The sequence below is a fragment of the Bacteroides sp. 214 genome (assembly GCF_010501015.1).
Lineage (GTDB): Bacteria > Bacteroidota > Bacteroidia > Bacteroidales > Bacteroidaceae > Bacteroides.
The window spans coordinates 19471-43680 of sequence record NZ_QVML01000021.1 but is presented as its reverse complement, the minus strand read 5'-3'; the positions used below and the strand labels follow the sequence as shown (position 1 = coordinate 43680).

General features: G+C 40.3%; 21 protein-coding genes and 2 pseudogenes. 9 read left to right on the top strand and 14 right to left on the bottom strand.

Going from position 1 to position 24210, the window contains the following annotated elements; all coding sequences use genetic code 11:
• The 4 genes and pseudogenes from D0T50_RS12705 to D0T50_RS12690 all read right to left on the bottom strand — a co-directional run.
• A pseudogene (locus tag D0T50_RS12705) lies at positions 1–81 on the bottom strand (ISL3 family transposase); the annotation flags it as partial.
• Between the two features lie 41 nt (positions 82–122).
• Positions 123–260 (bottom strand): annotated as a pseudogene (locus D0T50_RS12700) (transposase); the annotation flags it as partial.
• 574 nt (positions 261–834) lie between these two features.
• Positions 835–1350: a UpxY family transcription antiterminator gene (locus D0T50_RS12695; RefSeq protein WP_163223907.1), complete on the bottom strand. Its 516-nt coding sequence runs from the start codon at positions 1348–1350 to the stop codon at positions 835–837.
• 3 nt (positions 1351–1353) lie between these two features.
• Positions 1354–3300, bottom strand: a complete 1947-nt coding sequence (locus D0T50_RS12690) for a nucleoside-diphosphate sugar epimerase/dehydratase (RefSeq protein WP_163223906.1) — start codon at positions 3298–3300, stop codon at positions 1354–1356.
• Between the two features lie 633 nt (positions 3301–3933).
• Here D0T50_RS12690 and D0T50_RS12685 point away from each other — a divergent pair.
• Genes D0T50_RS12685 through D0T50_RS12665 form a run of 5 tightly spaced genes read left to right on the top strand, consistent with a single transcriptional unit; the run spans position 3934 to position 9835 of the window.
• Positions 3934–4602, top strand: a complete 669-nt coding sequence (locus D0T50_RS12685) for an ABC transporter ATP-binding protein (RefSeq protein ID WP_163223905.1) — start codon at positions 3934–3936, stop codon at positions 4600–4602.
• A gap of 53 nt (positions 4603–4655) precedes the next feature.
• On the top strand, positions 4656–5870 hold the full coding sequence (locus D0T50_RS12680) for an ABC transporter permease (RefSeq protein ID WP_239058269.1): 1215 nt from the start codon (positions 4656–4658) through the stop codon (positions 5868–5870).
• A 2-nt stretch (positions 5871–5872) separates the two neighbouring features.
• Positions 5873–7132, top strand: coding sequence for an ABC transporter permease (locus D0T50_RS12675; protein ID WP_163223903.1), 1260 nt, complete (start codon positions 5873–5875; stop codon positions 7130–7132).
• Positions 7133–7180: 48 nt separating this feature from the next.
• The gene (locus D0T50_RS12670) at positions 7181–8527 is read left to right on the top strand and encodes a sigma-54 dependent transcriptional regulator (RefSeq protein WP_163223902.1); all 1347 of its coding nucleotides are present in this window, start codon (positions 7181–7183) and stop codon (positions 8525–8527) included.
• A 9-nt stretch (positions 8528–8536) separates the two neighbouring features.
• Positions 8537–9835 (top strand): PAS domain-containing sensor histidine kinase, encoded by a 1299-nt coding sequence (locus D0T50_RS12665; protein ID WP_163223901.1) that lies wholly within the window; start codon positions 8537–8539, stop codon positions 9833–9835.
• Positions 9836–9860: 25 nt separating this feature from the next.
• Here the strand turns inward: D0T50_RS12665 and D0T50_RS12660 are convergent, their stop codons facing one another.
• Genes D0T50_RS12660 through D0T50_RS12645 form a run of 4 tightly spaced genes read right to left on the bottom strand, consistent with a single transcriptional unit; the run spans position 9861 to position 15779 of the window.
• Positions 9861–11531, bottom strand: a complete 1671-nt coding sequence (locus D0T50_RS12660) for an IPT/TIG domain-containing protein (RefSeq protein ID WP_163223900.1) — start codon at positions 11529–11531, stop codon at positions 9861–9863.
• Between the two features lie 12 nt (positions 11532–11543).
• Positions 11544–12629, bottom strand: coding sequence for an outer membrane beta-barrel protein (locus D0T50_RS12655; RefSeq protein ID WP_163223899.1), 1086 nt, complete (start codon positions 12627–12629; stop codon positions 11544–11546).
• A gap of 11 nt (positions 12630–12640) precedes the next feature.
• Positions 12641–14134 (bottom strand): hypothetical protein, encoded by a 1494-nt coding sequence (locus tag D0T50_RS12650; RefSeq protein WP_163223898.1) that lies wholly within the window; start codon positions 14132–14134, stop codon positions 12641–12643.
• A 10-nt stretch (positions 14135–14144) separates the two neighbouring features.
• Positions 14145–15779 (bottom strand): hypothetical protein, encoded by a 1635-nt coding sequence (locus D0T50_RS12645; protein WP_163223897.1) that lies wholly within the window; start codon positions 15777–15779, stop codon positions 14145–14147.
• A gap of 202 nt (positions 15780–15981) precedes the next feature.
• On the opposite strand from D0T50_RS12645, the gene D0T50_RS12640 reads away from it, so the two are divergent.
• Genes D0T50_RS12640 through D0T50_RS12630 form a run of 3 tightly spaced genes read left to right on the top strand, consistent with a single transcriptional unit; the run spans position 15982 to position 19111 of the window.
• Positions 15982–16227 carry an NAD(P)H-dependent oxidoreductase subunit E gene (locus D0T50_RS12640; RefSeq protein WP_163223896.1) on the top strand — a complete coding sequence of 82 codons (246 nt, stop codon included), beginning with the start codon at positions 15982–15984 and terminating at the stop codon, positions 16225–16227.
• Positions 16221–17930 carry a [Fe-Fe] hydrogenase large subunit C-terminal domain-containing protein gene (locus tag D0T50_RS12635; RefSeq protein WP_163223895.1) on the top strand — a complete coding sequence of 570 codons (1710 nt, stop codon included), beginning with the start codon at positions 16221–16223 and terminating at the stop codon, positions 17928–17930. The genes D0T50_RS12640 and D0T50_RS12635 overlap by 7 nt, the downstream gene beginning before the upstream one ends.
• A complete protein-coding gene (locus D0T50_RS12630; RefSeq protein WP_163223894.1) occupies positions 17927–19111 on the top strand; it encodes a SpoIIE family protein phosphatase in 1185 nt (394 codons plus the stop codon). Before D0T50_RS12635 ends, D0T50_RS12630 begins: the two co-directional genes overlap by 4 nt.
• A gap of 38 nt (positions 19112–19149) precedes the next feature.
• Here the strand turns inward: D0T50_RS12630 and D0T50_RS12625 are convergent, their stop codons facing one another.
• The 6 genes from D0T50_RS12625 to D0T50_RS12600 all read right to left on the bottom strand — a co-directional run bounded on the left by D0T50_RS12625 (position 19150) and on the right by D0T50_RS12600 (position 23545).
• On the bottom strand, positions 19150–19884 hold the full coding sequence (locus tag D0T50_RS12625) for a DUF4858 domain-containing protein (RefSeq protein WP_163223893.1): 735 nt from the start codon (positions 19882–19884) through the stop codon (positions 19150–19152).
• Positions 19885–19893: 9 nt separating this feature from the next.
• Complete coding sequence (locus D0T50_RS12620; protein WP_163223892.1) at positions 19894–20421, bottom strand: DUF4943 family protein; 528 nt, start codon at positions 20419–20421, stop codon at positions 19894–19896.
• A 34-nt stretch (positions 20422–20455) separates the two neighbouring features.
• Entirely contained in the window at positions 20456–21589 is a 1134-nt protein-coding gene (locus D0T50_RS12615) for an outer membrane beta-barrel protein (RefSeq protein WP_163223891.1), read from the bottom strand.
• Positions 21573–22124 (bottom strand): RNA polymerase sigma factor, encoded by a 552-nt coding sequence (locus tag D0T50_RS12610; RefSeq protein WP_163223908.1) that lies wholly within the window; start codon positions 22122–22124, stop codon positions 21573–21575. Before D0T50_RS12610 ends, D0T50_RS12615 begins: the two co-directional genes overlap by 17 nt.
• A 196-nt stretch (positions 22125–22320) precedes the next feature.
• Positions 22321–23160, bottom strand: coding sequence for a carboxylating nicotinate-nucleotide diphosphorylase (gene nadC / locus D0T50_RS12605; RefSeq protein ID WP_163223890.1), 840 nt, complete (start codon positions 23158–23160; stop codon positions 22321–22323).
• A complete protein-coding gene (locus D0T50_RS12600; RefSeq protein ID WP_163223889.1) occupies positions 23153–23545 on the bottom strand; it encodes a DUF4783 domain-containing protein in 393 nt (130 codons plus the stop codon). The genes nadC and D0T50_RS12600 overlap by 8 nt, the downstream gene beginning before the upstream one ends.
• Before the next feature lie 99 nt (positions 23546–23644).
• On the opposite strand from D0T50_RS12600, the gene rlmH reads away from it, so the two are divergent.
• Positions 23645–24118 carry a 23S rRNA (pseudouridine(1915)-N(3))-methyltransferase RlmH gene (gene rlmH / locus D0T50_RS12595; RefSeq protein ID WP_163223888.1) on the top strand — a complete coding sequence of 158 codons (474 nt, stop codon included), beginning with the start codon at positions 23645–23647 and terminating at the stop codon, positions 24116–24118.
• The last annotated feature ends 92 nt before the right edge of the window (positions 24119–24210 follow it).

The following is a 24210-nucleotide window of genomic DNA, read 5'->3' as shown; positions in this document are numbered from 1 at the left end:
TTTTGCATTGAAAGATTCTGACGCTGCATTGGTTGCTCTTCTTTCAAAGTAGTTTATTATTTTTAGATAGTGTGCTTCAATGGTTCTTGCGGATCAACGTAAAAACCTGAGGGATTTTATTTTTATGCATAAATATTTGTCAGCCTGTATATAAAGAATTCCCTTTCCCTTACTCCTCTGAACTGTGCTCTAAATGCCTTTATTTTTGCATTGAATGATTCTGCTGCTGCGTTGGTTGCTCTATTTTTAAAGTAATTAACGGATCGTTAAATAGTATAGGCGTGTGCTCCAAATACTTGACGCGTCAAGTATAAAGAGTACACGCTTCAAGTATAAAGAGTTGACGCGTCAAGTATTTGGGGTTGAAATACCCCTCTCAGAAGCGTCTTAGCGCAAGGTTGTTTTTCTGGGGAAATAAGCAGCAATGTAAAGGGAAGACAAGCGCCAACAAAGATTTCGACTTGAGCTGTCTTTTTGAAACATACGTCAGTAGGTTGTGCCAACGCGTTGGCAAAGTTGTGCCAGCGTTGATGCACAGTAGTGCCAGTGCGTTGGCACAACTTTGCCAATGCACTGGCAAAAAGACACAATTACTTAGAAGGAAGTTTGTATGATTCGTCAAGGTAAATGTTAATTCGGATAAGAGAATCAAGACAGTCTGCTGCATCAAAATGATAAACCACGAAAAAGGGTAAAAACAAACGAATAAAGTCTTCATGTTACATGAGACAAAGATAAACAGAGATATAATTTAAAGAATCACCAACAAAGATTTCAACGTTGACCCTCTAAAACGGATTAACGTTAAAACGTTTAATTGTTAGCGTTATTGAGTTATATTTTTTCGAGGTAATTTTTGGGAATCTTTACACTGACGACTATGAGGTCTAGTAAGCGTAGTAACACGTGTGTTCTTCCTTCGAGGCGTATCATTTCGCCTTCTATACCTGATAATGGACCTCTTATAACTCTTACTTTATCACCGGGTTCAAAGTTTTCATTGTGTTGGTCTACGTCATCGGGTGGTAATTTCATAATGCGCATGAAATCATTCATTTGTTTTTCGGGAACAATGAGTATTGACCGTGCGGCAAAATCTTGCAGGTAAGAAATTTTTAGCCCATGTATATTGATGAGTTCGTAAGCGTGATTTTTAGAAGTTTTGATAAATATAATATTGCTGATAACTGGTATTTCTACCTTCTTTATCCGGTCGCTTAATTTTCGGTTAACGATACGTGTGGGTAAATAGTACTCTATTTTCTTTTCTTCTAGACGCTCCCTTATAGCTAATTCTTGATTGGCACGTGTGCGGGCTGCATACCAGTGCTTTTCTTCATTTTCGCTCATAGCTTAAAGTGTACTGGTCTTTTGTTCTTTGGGACAATCAAGTGCTTCGAACATGGAGTTTTTGCTAACAAATTCGGGTACAATATTTTTCATAGCTGTTACGATTTTCATTGAATCGTAAGAATAGCTTAAATCTATGAGATTTTGGATGTTTTGTTTTACTTCATCATAATTGTATTCGCGTACAGTGGCAATCATTATTTTTTCATGATGTGTGGGCTTTGTGAGCTCTTTATTGTTGAGTAGCTCTTCGTAGAGTTTTTCTCCGTGTCGCAGACCAGTGTACTTAATCTTGATGTCTCGGCGTCCCGATAGTCCAATCATTCGTTTGGCTAGATCTACTATTTTTACAGGCGCTCCCATGTCAAATATGAATATTTCGCCTCCGTTCCCCAAACATCCGGCTTCAAGAACAAGACTACAAGCTTCGGGTATAGTCATGAAATATCGTATTATGTCAGGGTGTGTAACGGTTACAGGCCCTCCATTCTCTATCTGTTCGCGAAAACGTGGTATTACTGAACCGTTTGACCCCAGTACGTTGCCAAATCGTGTGGTGATGAATTTAACGCATGATGATTGGTCTTTTTGAATTTTTTTTGCAAGCGATTGTATGTATATTTCTGCCAGTCGCTTGGAGCATCCCATGACGTTCGTGGGGTTTACTGCTTTATCGGTAGATACCATCACGAATTTTTCGGCTTCGTACCTTACTGCCAAATCTGCCATAATTCGGCTTCCCTTTACATTTATCTGTATGGCTTCGGATACATTGTCTTCCATCATGGGCACGTGTTTATAGGCTGCGGCATGAAATATGTATTGGGGACGGAATTTCTTGAAAACCTCATCCATACGTGTCTCGTTAGATACATCGGCTATAATAGTGTGGGCATCTATATTGCGCCATTTGTCTTGCAACTCTAATCGAACATCATGCAAAGGCGTTTCAGCTTGATCTATGAGCACAAGGCTATAGGGGTTATAGGATACTACCTGTCGCATTATTTCGCTACCGATGGATCCTGCAGCTCCGGTTATCATTACACGTTTTCCCTCAAGCATATTGGCTATTTCTCGCATGTTGATACGAATACTTTCGCGCTGTAGCAAGTCTTCTATCTGGATCTTCTTGAGTTGCACTACTTGCGGCATCATGCTGTTCCAGTCACTTAAGGGAGGAGCAGTCATTAGTTTGATATTATTGTCGATAAACTTATCAAGTAGTGGAGAGTGTTTTAACGCTTCCATTTTGAGTGGCGACACAATGATTGTTTTTATATTGCGTTGTTCAATGGCGTCGAATAGATACTCGTCGTTGGCGTGAATTTTCACTCCCATCATGGTTTTATTAATAAGCTCAGGTTCATCGGCAATGAATCCGCACAAGCGGTAGTGATTACGCATATTTACACGCAGGGATTTCGCTATGTTTACTCCAGCTTCTTTAGCTCCGTAGATGAACACGTTGGCGCTGTGTCGCTCGTCGAAGTGTAACGCATCGAAGAGTTGTTTTACAAACACACGCGAGAATGCCATAGCTGCAAAGTTAATGATATAAGCAATAAGCAGTACGCTGATAGAACCTATGTGCTCGTTAGTAATAAGGTTTTGATCGGAAAAGAGTGTGTTAGAGAGAAAGCTTGCAAGCATCAGTATACCGTAGGATACTGTGAGCGAAGCAAATATACGCATGATATCTATAAACGAAGAATATCTCAATACATTGGAGTATGTTCGGAAGAGACGGAAAAAAACGAGATTAATCGTTACTGCCCATACCACTGTTTTGAGTATGGAGCTGTCATCGATAAATGCTGTTTTAAAATCGTACCTTAATGCGTAAGCAAATAGACAAGATAGGATAATGATAATTACATCAATCAATAAAATAGTCCATATTGGAAGTACTCTGAGTGAAAAGTAACGTTTAAATGTGTTTCTGTTCATGCCTTTGCCTTTTTCTATGAATTGCAAATATACAATTATTTTATGAGTTAAAACATTCGTATAGGAATTTTATAAATACACTAAACTCTTTTTCCTATGAGTTCGAAATTAGTGTCCGCGCACGGGTAGTAATGTGGTTTTGTTATTTATTAGAATCCAATATGTTAGATTTTTGGCAAACGACTTGCTTTTTTCTTTTATAGAAAGTATAAATAAATAAGATATACCGTACCGAAGAGGTGGAAACAATCGCATTAGAAAATGTAAGAAACGGTTGACGAAGCCAAAGCATCCTATAATAATTATTCTATGGGGATTTAATCAGTTTCTAAATTTAAAGGTACAACAGGTCGAGTTTCTTTCAATAGATGTAAATATAGAGCACTATAAGGAATTCGAGTTTTCGTTTACTACTTCTTCACCCGTTGATGGTGTATTATAACTTAAAGAAAGAGAGAGTTTGTGCGCGATATGTTGCTCAATCAAATTGGGAATAATAAGAAGTTGGACACTAGTGTCCGCGCACGGACAGATGTGCTGTTTTGTAATTTATTAAAATTCAATACGTTAGCTTTTTGGCATATAGCTTGCTTTATTCTTGTGTAATAAAGTATAAATTCAATAACATATACTATGTCAATTATTCAATTACAAGGTATCACTAAGATATACCGCACCGAAGAGGTGGAAACAATTGCGTTGGAAAATGTAAATCTGGAGGTGCAACAGGGCAATTTCCTTTCTGTTATGGGACCTTCGGGGTGTGGCAAGAGTACCATGCTCAACATTGCGGGGTTGCTCGATGCTCCTACCGAAGGCAATGTTGTTATAGCCGGTACCGATACTTCGTCTATGAAAGATGGCGCTATGGCGGAGTTTCGTAACAAAACGCTGGGCTTCATCTTCCAGAGTTTTCACTTGATCAACAGTCTCAATGTGCTGGATAATGTGGAGATGCCTCTGCTCTATCGTAAAGGTAGCGAGAAGCAACGGCGTGAGTTGGCGCGCGAGGTGTTGGAAAAGGTGGGGCTCTCTCATCGTATGAAGCATTTTCCTTCTCAACTATCGGGCGGACAGTGTCAGCGTGTTGCCATTGCCCGTGCTATTGTGGGTAGTCCTAAGATTATACTTGCCGATGAACCTACGGGTAATCTAGACAGTAAGATGGGGCGCGAGATTATGGATGTTCTGCACAAGCTGAACGAGGAGGGAACTACTATTATTATGGTTACCCACGATGAGAAGTTGGCGCGCGAGACGAAGCAGATTGTGAGGTTCTTTGACGGAAGGAGAGTAGAATAATGTATAGAATATACTTCAGGCAAGCCTTGTACATGCTCAAACAGAATAAGTTTATGAGCATTATTGCCATACTGGGTACGGCACTTGCCATTATGATGATTATGACCATTATTGTATCGGAAGAGATACGGAACGCAAGCGTGGCACCGGAAGCAAACAGATGGCGAACGTACTATGTGAACGGACATATGGAGCAAGATACAGCCAAAAAGAACAGTAGCTCGTATATGGGGAGTGTGAGCTACGAGTACACTAACAATCATCTGAAGGATTTGAAGACCCCCGAACTCGTTAGTATCTTTGGTTACAATGGTACCAAAAACGTTTCGGTGAATATGACCGGCAAGACAGAGACCTATGGCTTGGCTGTACGCGATACGGATGCCAATTACTGGAAACTATACTCTTTCTCGTTCCTGAAGGGAAGGGCCTTTACACAAGAGGAATTCCAGTCGGGCGTACCCCTGGCTATAATTTGTGAGACTGAGGCACGCAACCTCTTTAAGGGTGAAGAACCCATCGGGAAAAGTTTTGAAATGGATAAGAAAGAATACCGGATTATCGGGGTGGTAAAGGATGTGTCTACACTTTTCAAGCAAGCTACCAGTAAGATATGGATACCCTATACTTCGACGAAAGAGTATGAGGAGAGTTCGTATCAGGTAGCCCTGCTGCTCGAACATACAAGTAGTTATCCGGCCCTCTTCGAGGAAATACGAAACGAGGAGAAACGCTATGCTGCCAATAAGCCCGACAGACTCCTTTTTCTATATGGTCCTTACAATCATCAAACCTTTACCGCCAATATAGGTGGTTCCAATCAGGAAGAGGTGCAGGAAAAACTGCAGGTGCTTTGGCGTAAGCGGGTATTGATACTGGCTATTCTGTTACTGGTACCGGCATTGAACTTGTCGGGAATCAGTTTTTCGCGCATAAAGAAGCGTACATCCGAAATTGGGGTGCGCAAAGCCTTCGGTGCAAAGAAATATGTAATCCTTCTTCAGGTGTTATACGAAAACTTTATAACGTCACTCATCGGTGGAGTGTTGGGGCTGATATTCTCTTACATCGCTATCTTCCAGATGAAGAAGTGGCTGCTTTCTGTTGCCGAGAATACCGTGATACCTATAGAGACATTGATTACCCCCGGTGTGTTCATCGCTGTGTTCCTCGTGTGCTTGGTCGTAAACCTACTTTCGGCAGGACTACCTGCCTATAAGGCTTCGAGGGTAACTATTGTCAAATCACTTAATCAAAACGACAAATAGCCATGATACGACATATATTTACCATTATCTGGAACGAGCGAAAGAGCAATACACTAATCTTTCTGGAGTTTATAATTGTGTTCTGTGTGTTTTGGTTCTGCATGGACTACCTCTATTACGTGGGTAGCCGTTACTATGAATCCGAAGGATATGATATAGAACATACCTACGTGATAAGTATGAAGAATCTGGAAAAGACGAAAGAGAGCAAAGACGACAAGTACAACTACGCTATGCTGTTGAAGAGTAGATTGGAACAATATCCCGGTGTGGAGTGTGTGAGCTTTTCGTCGGCGGCTATTCCGTATGGATATTCTACGATGTCGCGTGGTTACTATATAAACGGCGATTCCGTGAGTTGTAACATAATGATGAAGTCTGTGACTCCCGAATATTTTGAGGTGTTCAGGAACAACTTCGTCAGTGGGCGTAACTTCAGCGAACTGGACAAGAACAGTGACAGCCGCACCATGATTATAAGTCCGGATAGAAACAATATGTTCCGGGATGAAAAAGGCACCGGAATACCTGTTGATGCGGTGAAAGAGATAAAACTGCACGAAGATAATGAAGATTATTATACCGTGGTTGGCATAGTGGAGAAGCAAAAGCGATATGTAATGGAACCCTATAAGAGTATTATTTTTATGTTCTTTACACGTTCCAATTACGACTGCGCAACCAATGAAATAACCATTCGTGTGGCTCCTGCTGCCAACGAAGGCTTTGCTGATCGCTTTGCTAAGGATATGAGGGAGCAATTAATTATAGGTCCCTACACTTTTGAATCTATTTCTTCGTTGGAGGAAAGAAAAGAAAGCACACTCGATTACAACGTTGGCGAAAACCTCAAGAGCGTACTTGCCATTACACTCTTTCTTTTTATTAATATATTCCTGGGTATTATCGGCACCTTCTGGTCGCGTACAGAGTCTCGCAAGAGCGAGATAGGGCTGCGTATTGCCATGGGCTCGTCAAAGCGGAAGGTGCGTTGGCAGATGTTTGCAGAGACCATGATATTACTACTGTTGGCAAGTGTGATAGGAGTGTACGTGTGTGTAAACTTAGGACAGAGCGACCTGTTGCAAGCGGTAGGCATCCCTCTTGCCGATTATGAAATGGCAGGATTTGGCAGTGGGCATTACTTTGTGAACTATGCCATTACACTGTTGTTGCTGGCGTTGATATCGGGGGTTGCCGTGTGGTACCCATCGTGGTTGGCATCGAAGACAGAACCGGCTGAAGCCTTGAGGGCGGAATAGCAAATAATTTGTATATTAGCAGACTGAATTAAAAACAACAAACGCTTAATGATATTAATTTGTGATGACGACGCCACTGTGCGCTCCTCTCTAACCTTGGTGCTGAAGCGGGCAGGGTATGAGGTGGTAACTGCCGCCACCCCTGCGGAGGTTATAGACTTTGTGCGTTACAGCACTCCCCAACTGGTATTGATGGATATGAACTACTCCAATAGTACCACCGGACAAGAAGGGCTGGAACTGCTGGCAAAGGTAAGGATATTCTGTCCTGATGTGCCGGTAATACTCATCACTGCATGGGGATCAATAACACTTGCGGTACAAGGTATACGGGCGGGTGCGTTCGATTTTATAACCAAGCCATGGAACAATGCGTCACTACTTAACAGTATTCGGACAGCATTGCTGCTGAGTGAAGAAGAAAATAAAGAAAAGCACTCTTCGACAACAGCTGCCTTTGGTAAAATAATAGGTAAGTCGCCCCTGCTTACACAGGTACTCAACACCGTGTCGCGCATAGCGAATACACACGCCCCTGTTCTTATTACAGGAGAGAGTGGCACGGGTAAAGAACTGATAGCCGAAGCTATTCACTACAATAGCGACCGTGCGAACAATCCCTTTGTAAAGGTAAATCTGGGGGGTATTTCGCAAAGTCTTTTTGAAAGCGAGATGTTTGGTCATAAGAAAGGAGCGTTCACCGATGCCCGGCAAGACCGTATCGGACGGTTTGAGTTGGCAAACCATGGTAGTATCTTCCTTGACGAGATTGGCGAACTTGACCTTGTGTGCCAGGTAAAACTGCTACGGGTATTGCAAGACCAGACTTTCGAAGCACTTGGCGACAGTAAGCCCCGGCAGGTAGATACGCGAGTTATTAGTGCAACCAACCGCAGTTTAGCCGACATGGTGGTAAGTGGTAGCTTCCGCGAAGACCTGTTCTATCGCATCAACCTGATAACGGTGCGGATGCCCGCGCTAAGAGAGCGTTTGGAAGATATCCCGTTGCTAACTCATCACTTTGCCACATCTCAAGCAATGCTTTTAGGTAAAGAAAGCATTGAGATATCGTCGGAAGGCATTGCTTTCCTCAAACGCCTTCCGTATCCGGGCAATATCCGTGAGTTAAAGAACCTGGTAGACCGCACGGTATTACTTTCGGGTAAAGACCGGATTACAGATGTGGATTTTAAGGAACAATATGTAGAGATACCTACTTCGGTTAAGGGAAATACTGACTCTGTGCAATCTTTGGAGTGTGTGGAAAAGCAAATGATTCTCAAAGCTATAGCCCTCTACGGTGGTAATCATTCCAAGGTAGCTACGGCGCTGGGCCTTACCCGGCAAACTCTTTATCGCCGTATGGAAAAGTATAACATTAACTTGCCCGATTAACTTGCCGCAATGAGAGTTAAACTAATCATAGGGATACTTCTTGCACTACTGACGGGAGGAGTGGCTGGAGCCTGTATAGTCTATTTTATCTACGAATCAAAACCGCTATGGATACTGCCTGGTTTACTTATTATCCCTGTGACGATTTATCTTTTTCTTGAGAAAAAACTCATCAAGCCCTATCAACTCATTGTGAGTGGTATGAAGTTACTGAATGAACAAGATTTCTCTACCCGTCTGCGTCCTGTGGCGAATAAGGAAGCCAATCAGATGATTGCTGTATTTAACCGGATGATAGCAACATTGAGGCAGGAACGATTGCAAGTACGCGAGAAAAATCATTTCCTAGATTTGTTGATAGAAGCCTCTTCGCAAGGAATCATTATTTTGGATTTTGATGAACGGGTAAGTGATGTAAATGCTTCGGGAGTGCGCCTGTTGGGTATTAGCTCGGTAGAACAGGTACGCGGCAAACGATTGTCGGAAACAGGCGTAGCTTTGGCTACTTCCCTTGCAGCGCTGGATAATGATAGTGAAACGGTGGTACGCACCTCGGGTGTGAATATATACCGATGCGTACGGTCGTCGTTTGTAGATCAAGGATTTGAGCACCCGTTTATCCTGATAGAGGAACTTACCAGCGAATTGCTGAAGATAGAAAAGGAGTCTTATGAGCGTATTATCCGTATGATGTCTCACGAAGTAAACAACTCGGTGGGAGCAATTGGTTCTACGTTGAACGTTATTTCGGATATCTTCAAGCAAGATGACGTGAATGGTTGGGACGATGTATTGCCTGCAGTGGAAGTCTCTCATGATCGTTGCGGTAACTTGGCGAAATTCATCAGTAACTTTGCACATGTAGTAAAAATACCGGCGCCTACTCTCTCTGATGTTTCCCTCAACGAACAAGCTCGGGCAGTAGATGCGTTGACACGTAGTGCTTGTGGCGAACGAAATATAATACTTACACTAACCTTAGCCAGCGAAGATAAAATAATCCGTATTGACGGCATTCAGATGGAGCAGGTACTGGTAAATATCATCAAGAATGCCTACGAGTCCATTGGTTGTAATGGTGAGATTAAAATTACTACCTATAATAATCCGCCTTCTATCTTGATTGAGGATAACGGTCCCGGCATTCCCGAAGAGGTTAGGGAAAAGCTTTTTACCCCTTTCTTTACAACAAAACCTGCCGGACAAGGTATCGGGCTAATGTTTGTGCGCGATGTGTTGCTCAATCATGGATGCAGGTTCAGTTTGGAAACAGAAAACGGGTGGACGAGGTTTGGTATTTGGTATTAGTAATAGCACTGTAAATTATGTTGTCTTACTCTCCTATATATTTATATACATAATCTTGACTGCATCCAACGAACATATCCTCGTTAAACAATAATACAAAATTAAAGCCATAGAAATAAGTTATGGGCGTTCCGTAAGATTTGAATGTTTTGTTTGAGAAATCAAAGCCGAACAGGTACATAGGATCATAATGGCCAGAATCGAAATATATGATATTACCAGTGCGTTTTATGTTGTATATTCGCTCACTTACATTTACGTAAGATGGGAAGGTATAAAATAGCTTCCCTTTTACTTGTTGCTTGATGTTGTATTCATAAAGTGAATTGCCTGATAAACAGTATGTTTTGTCTGATATATGAAAGAATCTATAGTGATTATCCATATTATCATTAAGCTCTGTCCATGTGTCAGATTCGGGTGAGTATTTGATAAGAATATTCCTGGGTACCCAGTTGTTATAAGAAAAGTCAGAAATGTAATATTCATCATCAATCCATTCGCCTATATTGTTTCTCGAAACAAGTGGATGTATTGTATTCTTACACTTCTCCCATTTATTGCCTGGAATGTAATATTTAAGTAGTATATTATTTGACCCTCCTACATAAATATAGTCTCCTTTACCAAAAAATAAATTGAAATTTACACTTTCAGGAAAGGCTGTGATGTTTTCCCATTGATGGTTTTTCTTGTTAAACTGTTGAATACCATATTCAGACATACCGTAAGCTTCATTTCCTATAACTTGATAGCGGGAGCTTTCAGAGGATTTTACGTTTTTATTTTCCCAAAATTTAGGTACTTGAATTTTGAATTTAGCAGTACTGATTCTTTCTTTAGGAATATAAATATATACTTCAGTGTTTATTCCATCCGGGATAGTAGGACATAGGCATCTTATCTCTTGTGAGTTTTCTTCAAGAATGTAGGCTGCTTTTCCTCCAATAATTACGGAAATACTTGAAAGTCTATCGTAACCCTCAACTTGTATGGTAAATTCCTTTCCACCGTATATCTGCTGAGGTGATATGGATTTTATTTTTAGCCCCGGCATATCAAGTGGTATTTCTTTTTGAACTTCAACACCTCTTGAAACTACTTTTAGATAATAAGATCCTATATAATCAATACTATAACTAACCTTTAATTCTGTTGTAGTTGCTTCCATAATATAGCATTCAACGCCATTTAAGTACACTTTATTCCTAATTAAATGTTTGGAAAAGTGGTTTCCTGTTATGGTTAAATACCCAGTATTACTTAGTACTTCGGGGGTTACTGAGTTTATTATTGGTGGCTGGTTTCCTTTAGGTGTGAAGTGTACCTCTTTACCTTGGTAATTATATTTTGAAGTTTTTATATACGCATGCACGCTACATCCTATACCTGGATCCCATTCGTTTTCAATCTTTAATCTGAATTCTCCATCCAAGGGAATATCGTGTTTTTCGACTACAGGGTTGTTAGGATGGTACCATTTATTTTTGTCATAATTATGAGTTATAACAAACCCTCTTTCTATAATTTCGTCCGAACTTTCCCTCTTTAAGTTGGCGGTAAAAGTAACCCCATAATTGCTGACTATCGGAGTGTTTGTTTCTAATAAATAGAGGTCGTAACTAGGTAATTCGGTTTCTTCTTTACAACCATACAGAAATAGTAATAATAATATGAAAGGTAAATATTGCTTCATTTTTAGTTGAGTTTAGAGGTTAACAGAAATAGTAACGTAAATGATATTGTTGTTGTTAGTTATAAACGTGTGTATGTATCGTACATCTAAGAATACAGAATGCTGAGAGCTCAATTTATATTCTAATCCTGTTCCGCTACTTATTCCCGAATAAAAGAAGTTGCTTTTCTCTGATACAGGCAATTCTTCAATGGAAGCATTCTCGTCACTGATGCTAAGAAACTGTTTTTCTTCTTTTTGCTTTAAGGCAAAATGAGTTGAAGGTCCGGCTTGTATGTACGGAATGAAATTACCTTTTATTTTATTAAAGCTATAACGCAACATAATAGGCATAAATAGAGATTTGCGATTAAATGTTTTATCAATCGTTTCGGAACTCTTGTAATGATAACTATATGCTTCCTGCATAAAAGAAATTTCCGAGTGTACACTGAAGTATGTATATACAGGTATGTTTAGAAACAATCCCGCAAATAGATGGGTATTGGTATTCTCTTTCGGGATAGTTGATTTTGAAATGGTGCTGATTCCACCTCCTATCCATATTCCATATCTTATGTGACTTAACAAGTTCCTGTTCTGGGTATATATTAGCTTCTCAGCGAATCTAATAGACTGTGGTGTAGGTCTAATCTGGTAACTATTGATTGGATGAGTGCTGTTACCTTCATATTTTTCGTTTATATATGTAGAATAAGGATTATTTTGTGCTGTAATTTCTTTAAGTTCTCCTTCGTTTTTACGAAAAAACAGATAATTTTTCTCTTTGTTCGCATACTGATAAACAGTAATAGAATCTCTTTTAACCAGTTGATAAAGAAAAACTTTTTGTTCTTCACCGTCTACTGGAGATGACATACTAACAAAAGTTTTATTATCCGTATGGAACTCACTAATGATGTTGGGAGTATAAATCTTTAGAACATTGTTTTTTCTTTTTTCTTCAATCACCTCATGATATTTTTTTCTTCCTGAAGCTAATATTAGATTTAAACCCGTTACCAAAGTGTCATTTTTGATGATATACGTCTCTTGTGCCTGAAGGGCGGGAAATATGGTAAGTAAGAGGACAAATGTTGTAATTATGGATTTTTTCATGTCATTTTATTTTAGTTGTATCTAATAAATTCGTCGGGGAAAAACTTAGGATATCCATGTGTTGCTCCTTCATGATTTAATGTGATTATTAAACCACTTTTTGTAATATAGGTTGTTTGGTCGTTCTGAGTGCTAACAGAAATCACTCCTTGTGGAAAGTTGTATAATCCAATGGTTGATAATGCTTCTCCATATTTATTCACGTTGGTAAGTATGATTCCTCTATCGTCGTGAAGTAACCACGAATAAGTGTAGTCTGGTCTTTTGTATACAGAAATAATTCGTGGGAAATATCCCCCAGCAGAGAAGTACCTTTTCTCGTATTTTTTAAAATTAAAATTTTCGTCTATCTCTATACATAGAACAGCTTTGTTTAGGAGACCGCTATCCCAATCCGCAACATTTACAAATAAAACATACGATCCATCCGGCAACTTCTCAATATACTTTAACTGGGAGAAAAAATATGGAATCTGCTTTATAGTATATGGTTTCTTACTCAGTTCTGCTCCGTCTTTGCTGTATTCAAAAAAGAAAAGATTTTCCTCTCCCGGGTATGCCGTTCCATCATTCCATGTTCCTCCTGTAATAATAATACTTCCTTTCTCATTTATGAAAATATGGCTAGGCCAATACATATCTTTACTTATTTTTTTCTCGCCATAATGTTCCCACACGACTGTACCGTAACTATCTAACTTTGCTGTATAGATTTGACGAGTTGGCCCATACTCGAAGATGGTACCGGTTAGATAAACGGTGCCATCGGGTTCGGTAGTACCGGCATAAAGAGTGAGATCATTTTTTACAAATATCTTTTCCCATATCGGACAGCCTAATGGGTTCAGCTTAATTACACCCAAAGAATGTACCACCAAGAGTGAACCATCGGCAAAATCGGCAAAGGAATTAATATATTGTGTATTAATCTCCTGTATCCATTTTATATTGTATTCTTTTGTGAGTTTAAAAAGAACAGTGAGTTCCTTTCCTAGCATTGTTGCTGAAGCTGCAATGATGAAGTCGTTGTTGGGGGTAACGTGACAATCTGTAAAACTTAAATAATCATACCGATATTTATCCAATACAATTTGTTTCACATTTTCCACAAAGTCTTTTCGGGTATATACCTCGAATGAAACATTTTTTGTGTCGTTGTTTTTGTTAAATCCTCTTATCGTTATCTTTTGTTTTGTATTTGGAGTTAATCCGTAAATTGTATAATAGGCGTATTCTGAAAACATAAAATCACTATCATGTATGTCTCTGATAGTATACTCATCATTAATGATAAGGTCGTATTTTGTGATTACTTTCTGCCTCTTCCAGGAAATATATATAGAGTTATTGCTTGTTTCTATATAATTTATCTCTATTTCATTCATAGATTGACTATCGGTGTCGGAAAATAAAGGTTCGGTAGGTGTAATGATTACCTCTTTTTCGCATGAAACAAACAAACTGGTTAGAGCTAAGATTATATATAGATAGTTATGTGTCTTCATTGGTACATTGTTACTGGATTTCTATAAACTTAAGATTCTCGAATATGAGGTGGTTGGTGGCATAAATTTTATCGTTTCTAACAAATGCAGGAAAATTATAATATCCTCGGTCAAAAAAAGATTTCAACATCCATCTGTTGTTCTGTATGTTGTATACCCAAACGTCTTCTTCATACAAATTAGCTCCGGGAATAAAGGTTCCTCCCAATACATATAAAGAGCCTTTACAATACAATAAAGTACTGTTATTCCTATAATAACCTCCACCCTTTAGCGTACTGACATGTGTCCAGTTATCCGATGACGGAGAGTATTTCCAAAGTTCCCGGTAATTGGTAAATATGTATATCTCATTGTCAATTAATACGCTACTTGTACCTAAAGGATTATTGAATGTTATCGGTATATCGTTTCTTTTTTTCCATTCTTTTGCATCTAAATTATAACACCAAAAGTCAGACTGACCTACTAAATTTGACGTATATATATACCCGCCACCAGCATACAGATTCTTACCGTCAGTAAAGAATATGATATCTTGATTTGCTTTTCCTGGATATGATGTTTCTTTTACAAAAGAGGTGTTGTTGTATTTCCATATATCTAATACAAACATCTTTTCAGGCCATATTTCATCTTTAATATAACAAATAGAATCTTTTCTTACAAGCATATACAAGTCATTATTTAACTGAGTGCTTTTTGGTAGAAAATAGCTATTCTCATAGGGAAGTGTAATTTCGCTTTCTAGTTTCCATTCTCCTTTTTCCACATCGAGTGAAGTCGCTAAATATGTTTGTTTGTTTTTCTGCAGGAAATAAAAAGGCCTATTTGAATAAACGTATGAAAATGCTGTACTATTCCATTGCGAGTAGGCAAGGGGAAGATTAAAATATCGTATATTGTTATCCAGTATCCTAATCTTTTCTTTCATTTGATATTCAGTATCAGCTAATGTAATAAATATAGGGTAATCTCCCGGTGGGATATTGATGAACTCGGTGTAAACGCTTTTGATGTATTCCTGGTATTGAGTGTTATATATCCAATGTTCAAATTCCATTGTTGTTTCCAGAATTTTTTTTCCATTTACTTTGATGACAAGTGGTAATGGTTTAGAAGGGAGTTGCTGAAAGTGAAAATCAATAAGCCCCCCTTTGCCAGAATTGAGCGTAAGACCTATTTCATTGGGAGTATCTCTATAAAACTCTCCTATATAAGGAAATAAAATGTCTGATAAGCTGTTAAACGTATAATCTTCCGATAAATATAAGAATGTGATTTCGCTTTTATATTTGTTTTTCTCTGTTTCTAACACAATTTGTATTCTATAATCATGTTTTTCTGTCAAAGTTACTAGGGCAGTTGTACTAAACTCTTTCTTTTCTTTATTTGCTTCTATTTTAGTCCTTATGGTGTTAGGTATCGTAATATCTTCAATCTCAAAATAGCAGCTATTGAGTGTTGCTCCTACTCCATTTTTTATCTGTGTGGTTATTTGATAGTCGGAACCATTTGTCTTTTCTATTGAGAGTATTTTTGATTCAGGTTTTTTAAATTCTTCATAAATTTCAATCTCCTTAGTGCAGTAACTACATACTAAACAAAGGCAAAGAGTGAAAAAGGCAATTGATGTATTTCTCATAAACCAAAAAAAATGTTATTATAGAAAATAAGCTTCTTTCTCTTATCTAGACAAAGATATGATTTTTTTATTATATTATCATAAGTTTCTTTTGCTTATGAAACAAATCTATAATATTGCAGATATGATTTTTATATTTTTATCAAACAAGCATATAAATCGCAGATTTTTACCTAAGTTTGCCATGACAACCGACTGCTATATGAAAAAACGTTCCATTAAAATATGTCTGGGAAGCTCTTGCTTCTCCAGAGGAAATAAAGCTAACTTGGAAGCTATTAAAGCTTTCATCGTCGAGAAAAAGCTCGAAGTAACCATTGAGTTTTCGGGATGTTTGTGCATGGATAAATGCAACCGGGGTCCCGTAATCATTATAGACGAAACAGAATATGAAACCGTATCCCTTTCGGGGCTACATAAAATACTACAAGAAGAATTCCCATGTTAAGACCTGTTTACACTGAACCAGCCAATTGTCAGGACTGTTATAAATGCGTACGCGAATGTCCGGTAAAGGCTATCCGAATAGAAAATAACAAAGCCAATATCATTGACGAACGATGTGTGTATTGTGGACATTGTACCCGTGTGTGCCCCACTAAAGCGAAGAAAATTCGAGACGGATTGGCGCGTGCACGTATGACGCTTTTCAAACATCCTAAAGTATATCTTTCCTTGGCACCTTCTTATATAGGTGAGTTCCCTAAGGTGAAGTACACTACGCTTGTCAGTGCCATCAAGGAACTGGGATTTGCGGGTGTATCGGAAACAGCTCTTGGTGCCGAAATAGTAACCGATCGTACAGACAGTTTTCTGGATAATGCTCCAAAGAATCTTTATATAGGATCGGCATGCCCCGTGGTAGTAGAGTACATCCGGAAGTATGCACCTCACTATACCCAGCAGATTACTCCTATTCAATCGCCTATGCTAGCTCACGCCAAGATGTTGAAAGAACTTTATGGTGAAGATACTAAGGTGGTATTTGCAGGACCTTGTGTTGCCAAGAAGATGGAAGCCGACCGCCACCCCGACTTAATAGATGTGGCCATTACTTTCAAAGAGCTGCATCGCTGGTTTGAGGATGAAGGTATAGACTTGGAACACGAACAGTGGACAAGCGCTACGGAAGGTTTTGTACCCTATCATTCCAAACAAGGGAACCTTTACCCCATGGAGAATGGTATGCTTATGGGAATGAAGCAGCGCGAACATAAAGTAAGTGGCATGGCTTTTTCGGGACTGGAGAACATCGCAAGCGTTCTTCGCGATATTCCTGAAGAGGCATACCATAACTCTATCTTTCTTGAACTGCTTTCGTGCGAAGGTGGTTGTATTAATGGTCCGGGTAAGTTAAGTTCCCTTTCGCCTGCCATAAAACGATATAGGGTAGTACACCAAGATGAAGTGGAGCGTCCGCATGAATTTGATTGCAAACACATTGACTTAGGTGAAACTTTTGAAAAAGACCCTGGAATACAGCCTGCCAATTATTCAGAAAAACAGATTATGGAAGCCCTTGTAAGGGTAGGGAAGAAGTCGCGTGAGGACGAACTTAATTGTAGCAGTTGCGGCTATGACTCCTGTCGTGACTTTGCCACAGCCCTCATTGAGAATCGTGCGGAAGAGAATATGTGTGCTTCGTATATGCGTCAGATAGCACATGACAAAGCTACAGTGCTGCTGCAAAAGATTCCGGCTGGTGTTATTCTCGTTAATTCCGACCTGCGTATCGTAGATATGAATGCTCAATGTGCCGATATGCTGGGTACTAAGATACAAGGAATGTACAAGGCGTTGCCGGGGTTGAGTAATGTAAAGCTAAAAAGTGTCGTTTCGCTGGAGCCACTCTTTAGCAACGTATTGACAACAGGGAAAGAAATTAAAGAACGTCAGGTAAAGGAGGGAGATAATCTACTGATTGTCTCCATCTTCAACATACAGCCGCACCATTTAGTATTCGGGCTGTTGCAAAACCTGCAAGACCCCGATGTGCGCAAAGAATGGTTAATTGAAAAAACGCGCGAAGTAATGAAGAATCACCTCGACACCGTGCAGAAGGTGGCTGGTATACTGGGCGAAAACGCTGCATTTACAGATGCTACCCTACGTGCTGTAATCGAAGCGTACGACGATAGCGAAAGCTTATGAGAACCAATGGGAGCTTTGTTGAGATAGAGTGTGCGCAGCGCAACAAAGCCGGAGAGATAGTGTGCGGTGATACCTTTCTGTGTAAGAAGCTAAAAGAAGAAGGACGTATTATCTGTGTACTATCCGATGGGTTGGGGAGTGGTGTAAAAGCGAACATGCTCTCTACCGTTACTGCTTCCATGGCACTTAACTACTCGGTGATGCACGAAGATATTATTGCAGCTTCGAGCAGCATTATCAAGACACTTCCTATTGACCAATGGCGAAAAATCAGCTATTCCACTTTTTGTATTTGCGAGATAGATTATCTGGGCAACACCCGTATTGTAGAATATGAGAGCCCTTCGTTTTACTTATATCGTGGCGGAGAAATGTTGACGCTGCCCAAACAGAAAATCCCTGTGGAGCGTGACGATATTGAGAATACCGAATTGTGGATTTCGGAGTTTACCATGGAGCGCGAAGATCGTATTGTCTTTTTTAGTGATGGAGTCAGTCAGTCGGGTATTGGTACATCACAGTATCCATTTGGTTGGGGCAGCGGCATTAAAACTTTTCTGGATCGAACCTTTATCCGAACCCCCGACATCTCTGCTGCTACACTTGCCGGCATGATGGTAGGTGAGTCCTATAAAAACGATGGCTACGCGGTAAAGGATGATACCACTTGCGCGGTTATCTACATGCGTACCCCACGTAACCTCTTGGTTTCTTCGGGTCCTCCTTTCGATGAACAAGACGACTGCAAACTAAGCCGGTTGGTAGAAGAGTTCAACGGGAAGAAAGTAATTTGTGGCGGTACCACTGCCCAGATTATAGGAAGAGAATTGGATCGCGACATTGCTCAAAGTCTCGATTTGTCCGACCCCGACCTGCCCCCCATCTCTACCATGCAGGGTATAGACCTCATTACCGAAGGAATCCTCACATTGAGCAAGGTGGAGTCTTTGTTGCTGAAGCCCGGTAGTGTCTCTTCTTCTTCGGATAGCCCTGCCGAGCTATTACTACGCCACCTCATGACGAGTGATAAGATTACTTTCCTGGTAGGCACAAAAATCAATATCGCGCATCAAGACCCCTCACTGCCGGTAGAATTGGAAATACGCCGCAATGTAATAAAGCGCATCGCGCATATATTGGGCAGTAAGTATTTTAAGGATACGGAGATTGTGTATATCTAACAGGAAAGCTCCGATCAGCTTGCAGGGAGTGTTATAATTTACTGCTTTATAATCTCATGATTGATTAATACCGTTGTAGAGTCTCCATAGTGATTTAGTACTTCCAATGTTCGCGCTCTTCTTTTTCGCCCTTTTACATTCCAAAACTCTTTAGTGAAAGGTGCTAGTAAATCCATTCCGCTGACGGTGCTTCCGGAAGCGGTGGTAGACATATACTTGCCATTACCCAATGAAATACCACCGCCATTGAAGGGCGAGATGGTGTAAGAGGGTACGTACATATTTCCTGAACGTTCTTGCCCCATAACATACCTTACGCCTGCGGCTTCTATCTCTTCGCGCGATTTGCGTACTTTCCCATCTTTCCAGTTTTTTGCCCAGTTGGAGTAGAAGTACAGATCTCGAAAAGCTTTCTTTCGATTGAGTAGACTATCCGGGATGCTTTGCCTTGTTTTATAGATAGGATCGTAATAAAACTTCTTATTCGGTGTGTAGGGCCTAAGGGTGAGGGTTAAGTCTTTTTTCTTTTCCGGAAACACTTCGGGCAAGGTTTCGTCGGGTTTCAATGTGAGCTTTTCGTTATTAAAAAGTGGATCGTTGGCAAACAAGTCGAATGAAATCATCTTAACCGCTTTGAGGTTAAGTTTAATTTCTTCTGTGTTGTTTACTTGCTTTTTTTGCTCGGTTGTATCTTTCTTATTCTCCAGTTGTGCATGGAGAGTAAGAGAGGCAGAACATACTAAAACGAGTAGGTTTAGGCGTCTTTTATTCATTGTTTTAATTTACCACCAACGGTAGTTGCTTTCCTTTAAAGGGTCGTTAATTGATAATCCAAGCGTCCATCCAATCTGCGGGTCTTCTATTTTATTCCACCAATCTGCATACAAGTTAACAGCTTCCAGCAATTGCTCGTTGGTTAGGAAGTAAATACCGTCGTAACTTTCGGCATTTTTGTGTAGCAATTTACAGCCCAATGAAGCAGGATAGCCTAAACGAATGCTCTCTATAATCCATAAAAGACACTCGCCCAAGCGTGGTTTACCACCAAATTGAGAGTTGATAGAAGATGTGGGGAAGAATGGAATCTCTGCCAAATCTGTGGTATAGCGAAGTAGCTCGGGGATGTGTTGCCGTGTAAACAAGGGTACATCTATCACTCCTTCGGCATTGGTGGTATGGTAGGTTCCTGCTTTGAGGTGCTTTACAAACAGTTTTACATCGGGGTTGTGGTAGTCTACCGGGTCGTCTGTGCAGGCTACGAAGAGGAATAGACAAGCTATTGCCACTATCCATGAATAGGCTCTTTTCATTGCATTCAAAATTAAGTGAAAAACAAACAAGGTTTTAATACGTCATGCGAACTCCGCAACGTACATTCAGGTTCAGTGGTTTTTCCTTGCGGATAGTTGCCACAGGAGTGGTATCGTCAAAGTAATAAGAGATGCCCGGCTCAGCATATACTGCGAAGCGACTGCTAACTTTGTATTGTAACCCTACGGCTGCTGCTAAAGAAAATTGTAGCGGGTTGGGACGTTGGGTTTCTTTGTAAGATTGTTCTTGTTTGCCTGCTTCCATATACGCTGTCCACCTGTTACCGGCTATGCACTTCTCTGCCATAGCGCCAGCCGAAGCATAAAGTGTAAGTTTGTCGCTGTCCAGCAAAGTAAAGTTAACTTTTAACGGTATGCCAAGGTAATGTAGCTTTTGGTCTTGGTGGAAGTATCCTCCAGCATCCGAAGCAGTTAGTTCTGAGTTGAGCTGAGTATAAATTAAACCGGTTTCCAGCGCAATGATATCCGACAGTTGTTTTTCTACCGTCAAGCCAAAGGATGCAGATCTTTTATGTTTTATCGTTCCGGCTATACCTTGATTCGACAAGGTCGCTTTTTTTTCTGTTGCGCTAAGCACATCAGCACCTGCGTGTGCTTTTATTGCCCATGTTTTTTCTGCTTTCGTTGTCGCAATTGGAGCCTGTTGTTCTGTCTCAGTGGCTTCATTTTCGTTTGTTCTGAGTCTATTTGCGTAAGTCTGGTTCTGCTCATCATCCGAAGCCGTTTCCGTAACCGAGAAAGACATTGAAAATGAAAAAGAGAACTCTTCTTCGTTTGCTTCGTCTGCCACCGGAGCTATGTAAGCCACGTTGTTCGAGGGCGTTTGAAAAGCTTCAATGGGTGGAAGGTCTTCCTTCACCGCATCGGAGCGTATCTTACCGGTATTGCCGGTAGTAGTCTCAATATGTGTAAAAGCATTTGAAATTTCCTCTTTTGGAGAGAAGTGCAAGAAAGCTGCCGAAGCTCCTATAAGTATCAATAGTACAGATGCAGCACCCGACAATCGGTACATCATCTGCCGACGACGACTCATCACCACCGGAATATCTTGTTGCAGTGTATTCCAGAACTCTTCGCGTACAGGCATTTTTGTGTTTTCGAGCCGTGTGCGAAACAGGTTGGTCAGTTCATCATTTTCTTTCTTCATAACGCATGTATTCTTTAATTCTTTTTGCTAAGATGACTTTGGCACGATGTAGCTGCGAAGTGGACGAATGTTCTTTAATGTGAAGTAGTTTTCCAATTTCCTTGTGCGACTTCTCTTCAAAAACATACAGGTTGAAAACTGTTCGGCAACCATCCGGAAGTTCGGCAACAAAGCTTAGTAATTGCTCTTCTGTTAAGCTGTGTGCTTCGCTAAGCCCTTCTGTCTCCGGTATTTCGGGTAGTTGCTCTTCGTGAATCATCAACTGACTTGTTCGCTTTACTTTCCTGAGATAGTCTAACGACTGTGTCACCATCACTTTTGTTATCCACGTTTTGAGCGAAGCCTCGCCACGAAAAGAAAACTTCGTGAAAATTTTGATGAATCCATCATGCAATACATCGTAAGCAGCATCCATATCGCCGGTATAACGATAGCATATCGCCAGCATTTGTTCGGAATAGAGGGTGTACAGACGTTTGCGGGCTAAATCGTTGCCAGCTTTGCAGCCCTGTATTAGTTCTACCTCATTTTCCAAATTCGACGCGTTTAATACCGTTCGTATGTTTGCTTCTTTCATCTAATGGACGCGGCATCCTTAAGAATGCTGCATATTTGATTGTTAAAGAATATCAAATGGAGATTTTTAAAAAACAACGGGTTATAAGTTATAGCGTTACGCAAGAAGCATAGCCAAGAACTTATAACCCGCAATCGAAAATCTAAAGTAACCTTTACACAGCTTTGAAACTCATATCCAGTCCTTTTACTGAGTGAGTAAGTGCGCCAACCGAGATGAAGTCTACCCCAGACTCGGCATAATCACGCAGTGTGTCGAAGGTAATTCCGCCCGACGATTCGGTCTCGTACTTTCCACCGATAATAGCTACTGCCTTTTTGGTGTCTTCGGGTGTGAAGTTATCGAGCATAATGCGGTCTACTCCACCTATGGAAAGTACTTGATTCAGTTCATCAAAGTTTCGTACTTCTATTTCTATCTTCAGATCTTTACCTTTCTCTTGCAGGTATTTGTGGGCACGGGTAATGGCTTTGTCAATGCCTCCGGCAAAGTCTACATGATTATCTTTAAGAAGAATCATGTCGAAGAGTCCGATGCGATGGTTTACGCCGCCACCAATTTTTACTGCCTCTTTTTCGAGCATACGCATACCGGGAGTCGTTTTACGAGTGTCGAGTACCCGCGTATTGGTTCCTTCGAGGCGTTTCACGTATTTGTTTGTCATGGTAGCTATGCCGCTCATACGTTGCATTACGTTGAGCATCAGGCGCTCGGTTTGCAGCAGCGATTGTGTCTTTCCTGATACGAGCATCACAATATCTCCCGGTTTTACTTTGGTGCCGTCATTGATGTAAACCTCAACTTTCAGTTGCGGGTCAAATCGATGAAAGATTTCTTTGGCGATTTCTACTCCGGCAAGTATTCCTTCTTCTTTTATCAGTAGCTTGGATGCACCCATGGCATCTGCCGGAATAGTGGAAAGAGTGGTATGGTCGCCATCGCCAATATCTTCGGCAAAGGCGAGGTCAATTAATCTGTCAATTAATTCATTCATTGGTTTTATCTATTCTTATTTGATGTATTAAATACTCCTTATCTCCTTTTTTGAAATAGCAGTTTACACGGTAGTCACCTCCTGATGTGGTTAGCGTGCCGATAATGTAGCTGGAGTCGTTTCTTTTTCCCTCGTGGTTAATGGTAAATCCAGTAACCTTTTTTTGTGCGAAAAAGGTCGATAACTCTTGAATAGCTGTACTCTTACTTACCTCTTTTTTGCGATTTTGCACAACTAACTCTATGTTTTCGCCTAAGAAAGGGGCAATTTTTTGCGCAGATCCCTCATTAAAAGCATTAATCAAATCTGCCGGGATGCTTTGTGCAGCTACATTTGACAACAAGAGAAACATCCCCAGTAAGCATAAAATATGGGCTTTTTTCATACGCCACAAGTTATTAATGATAGACAAAGTAAGAAATAATATGTAACATATCCGAATAAAAAAACATAAATTTGTCGTTCAGACAAAGAAACACTAAAGATGAAAACAACCTTACTCGTCGTAGGAAAAACAGTAGAACAGCATTATATCGTTGCCATAAATGACTATATACAACGTACTAAACATTTTATCTCGTTTGAAATGGAAGTAATTCCCGAACTGAAAAACACCAAGAGTCTCAGCATGGAACAGCAGAAAGAGAAGGAGGGCGAGCTTATTCTCAAATCCTTGCTACCGGGTGATGTGGTGGTCTTGTTGGACGAGAACGGAAAGGAATTTCGCTCCGTTGCTTTTGCACAGTGGATGGAAAAGAAGCTGAACACAGTGAATAAACGACTGGTTTTTCTTATTGGCGGACCGTATGGCTTTTCGCAAAAGGTATATGATGCGGCACACGAAAAAATATCGCTTTCTAAAATGACTTTCTCACATCAAATGATACGTCTTATCTTTGTAGAGCAATTGTATCGTGCTATGAATATCTTAAATGGTGGACCGTATCATCACGAGTAGTGATAAAAACTGCCCCTTCTTCTGTTTCACCCCCCTGTTTAAAGAGATTCACCCCCGTTTGTTAACTGTATGTCGTTTATATTTGCAACATT

What these genes read in the sequence shown, in the direction of transcription:
- D0T50_RS12620 (WP_163223892.1), bottom strand. Translation starts at nt 20,421, where the DNA reads ATGAAAAGAGCCTATTCATGGATAGTGGCAATAGCTTGTCTATTCCTC.
- D0T50_RS12625 (WP_163223893.1), bottom strand. Translation starts at nt 19,884, where the DNA reads ATGAATAAAAGACGCCTAAACCTACTCGTTTTAGTATGTTCTGCCTCT.
- D0T50_RS12630 (WP_163223894.1), top strand. Translation starts at nt 17,927, where the DNA reads ATGAGAACCAATGGGAGCTTTGTTGAGATAGAGTGTGCGCAGCGCAAC.
- D0T50_RS12680 (WP_239058269.1), top strand. Translation starts at nt 4,656, where the DNA reads ATGAGCATTATTGCCATACTGGGTACGGCACTTGCCATTATGATGATT.
- D0T50_RS12695 (WP_163223907.1), bottom strand. Translation starts at nt 1,350, where the DNA reads ATGAGCGAAAATGAAGAAAAGCACTGGTATGCAGCCCGCACACGTGCC.
- D0T50_RS12635 (WP_163223895.1), top strand. Translation starts at nt 16,221, where the DNA reads ATGTTAAGACCTGTTTACACTGAACCAGCCAATTGTCAGGACTGTTAT.
- D0T50_RS12670 (WP_163223902.1), top strand. Translation starts at nt 7,181, where the DNA reads ATGATATTAATTTGTGATGACGACGCCACTGTGCGCTCCTCTCTAACC.
- D0T50_RS12675 (WP_163223903.1), top strand. Translation starts at nt 5,873, where the DNA reads ATGATACGACATATATTTACCATTATCTGGAACGAGCGAAAGAGCAAT.
- D0T50_RS12690 (WP_163223906.1), bottom strand. Translation starts at nt 3,300, where the DNA reads ATGAACAGAAACACATTTAAACGTTACTTTTCACTCAGAGTACTTCCA.
- D0T50_RS12650 (WP_163223898.1), bottom strand. Translation starts at nt 14,134, where the DNA reads ATGAAGACACATAACTATCTATATATAATCTTAGCTCTAACCAGTTTG.
- D0T50_RS12660 (WP_163223900.1), bottom strand. Translation starts at nt 11,531, where the DNA reads ATGAAGCAATATTTACCTTTCATATTATTATTACTATTTCTGTATGGT.
- D0T50_RS12615 (WP_163223891.1), bottom strand. Translation starts at nt 21,589, where the DNA reads ATGAAGAAAGAAAATGATGAACTGACCAACCTGTTTCGCACACGGCTC.
- rlmH (WP_163223888.1), top strand. Translation starts at nt 23,645, where the DNA reads ATGAAAACAACCTTACTCGTCGTAGGAAAAACAGTAGAACAGCATTAT.
- nadC (WP_163223890.1), bottom strand. Translation starts at nt 23,160, where the DNA reads ATGAATGAATTAATTGACAGATTAATTGACCTCGCCTTTGCCGAAGAT.
- D0T50_RS12600 (WP_163223889.1), bottom strand. Translation starts at nt 23,545, where the DNA reads ATGAAAAAAGCCCATATTTTATGCTTACTGGGGATGTTTCTCTTGTTG.
- D0T50_RS12665 (WP_163223901.1), top strand. Translation starts at nt 8,537, where the DNA reads ATGAGAGTTAAACTAATCATAGGGATACTTCTTGCACTACTGACGGGA.
- D0T50_RS12645 (WP_163223897.1), bottom strand. Translation starts at nt 15,779, where the DNA reads ATGAGAAATACATCAATTGCCTTTTTCACTCTTTGCCTTTGTTTAGTA.
- D0T50_RS12685 (WP_163223905.1), top strand. Translation starts at nt 3,934, where the DNA reads ATGTCAATTATTCAATTACAAGGTATCACTAAGATATACCGCACCGAA.
- D0T50_RS12640 (WP_163223896.1), top strand. Translation starts at nt 15,982, where the DNA reads ATGAAAAAACGTTCCATTAAAATATGTCTGGGAAGCTCTTGCTTCTCC.
- D0T50_RS12655 (WP_163223899.1), bottom strand. Translation starts at nt 12,629, where the DNA reads ATGAAAAAATCCATAATTACAACATTTGTCCTCTTACTTACCATATTT.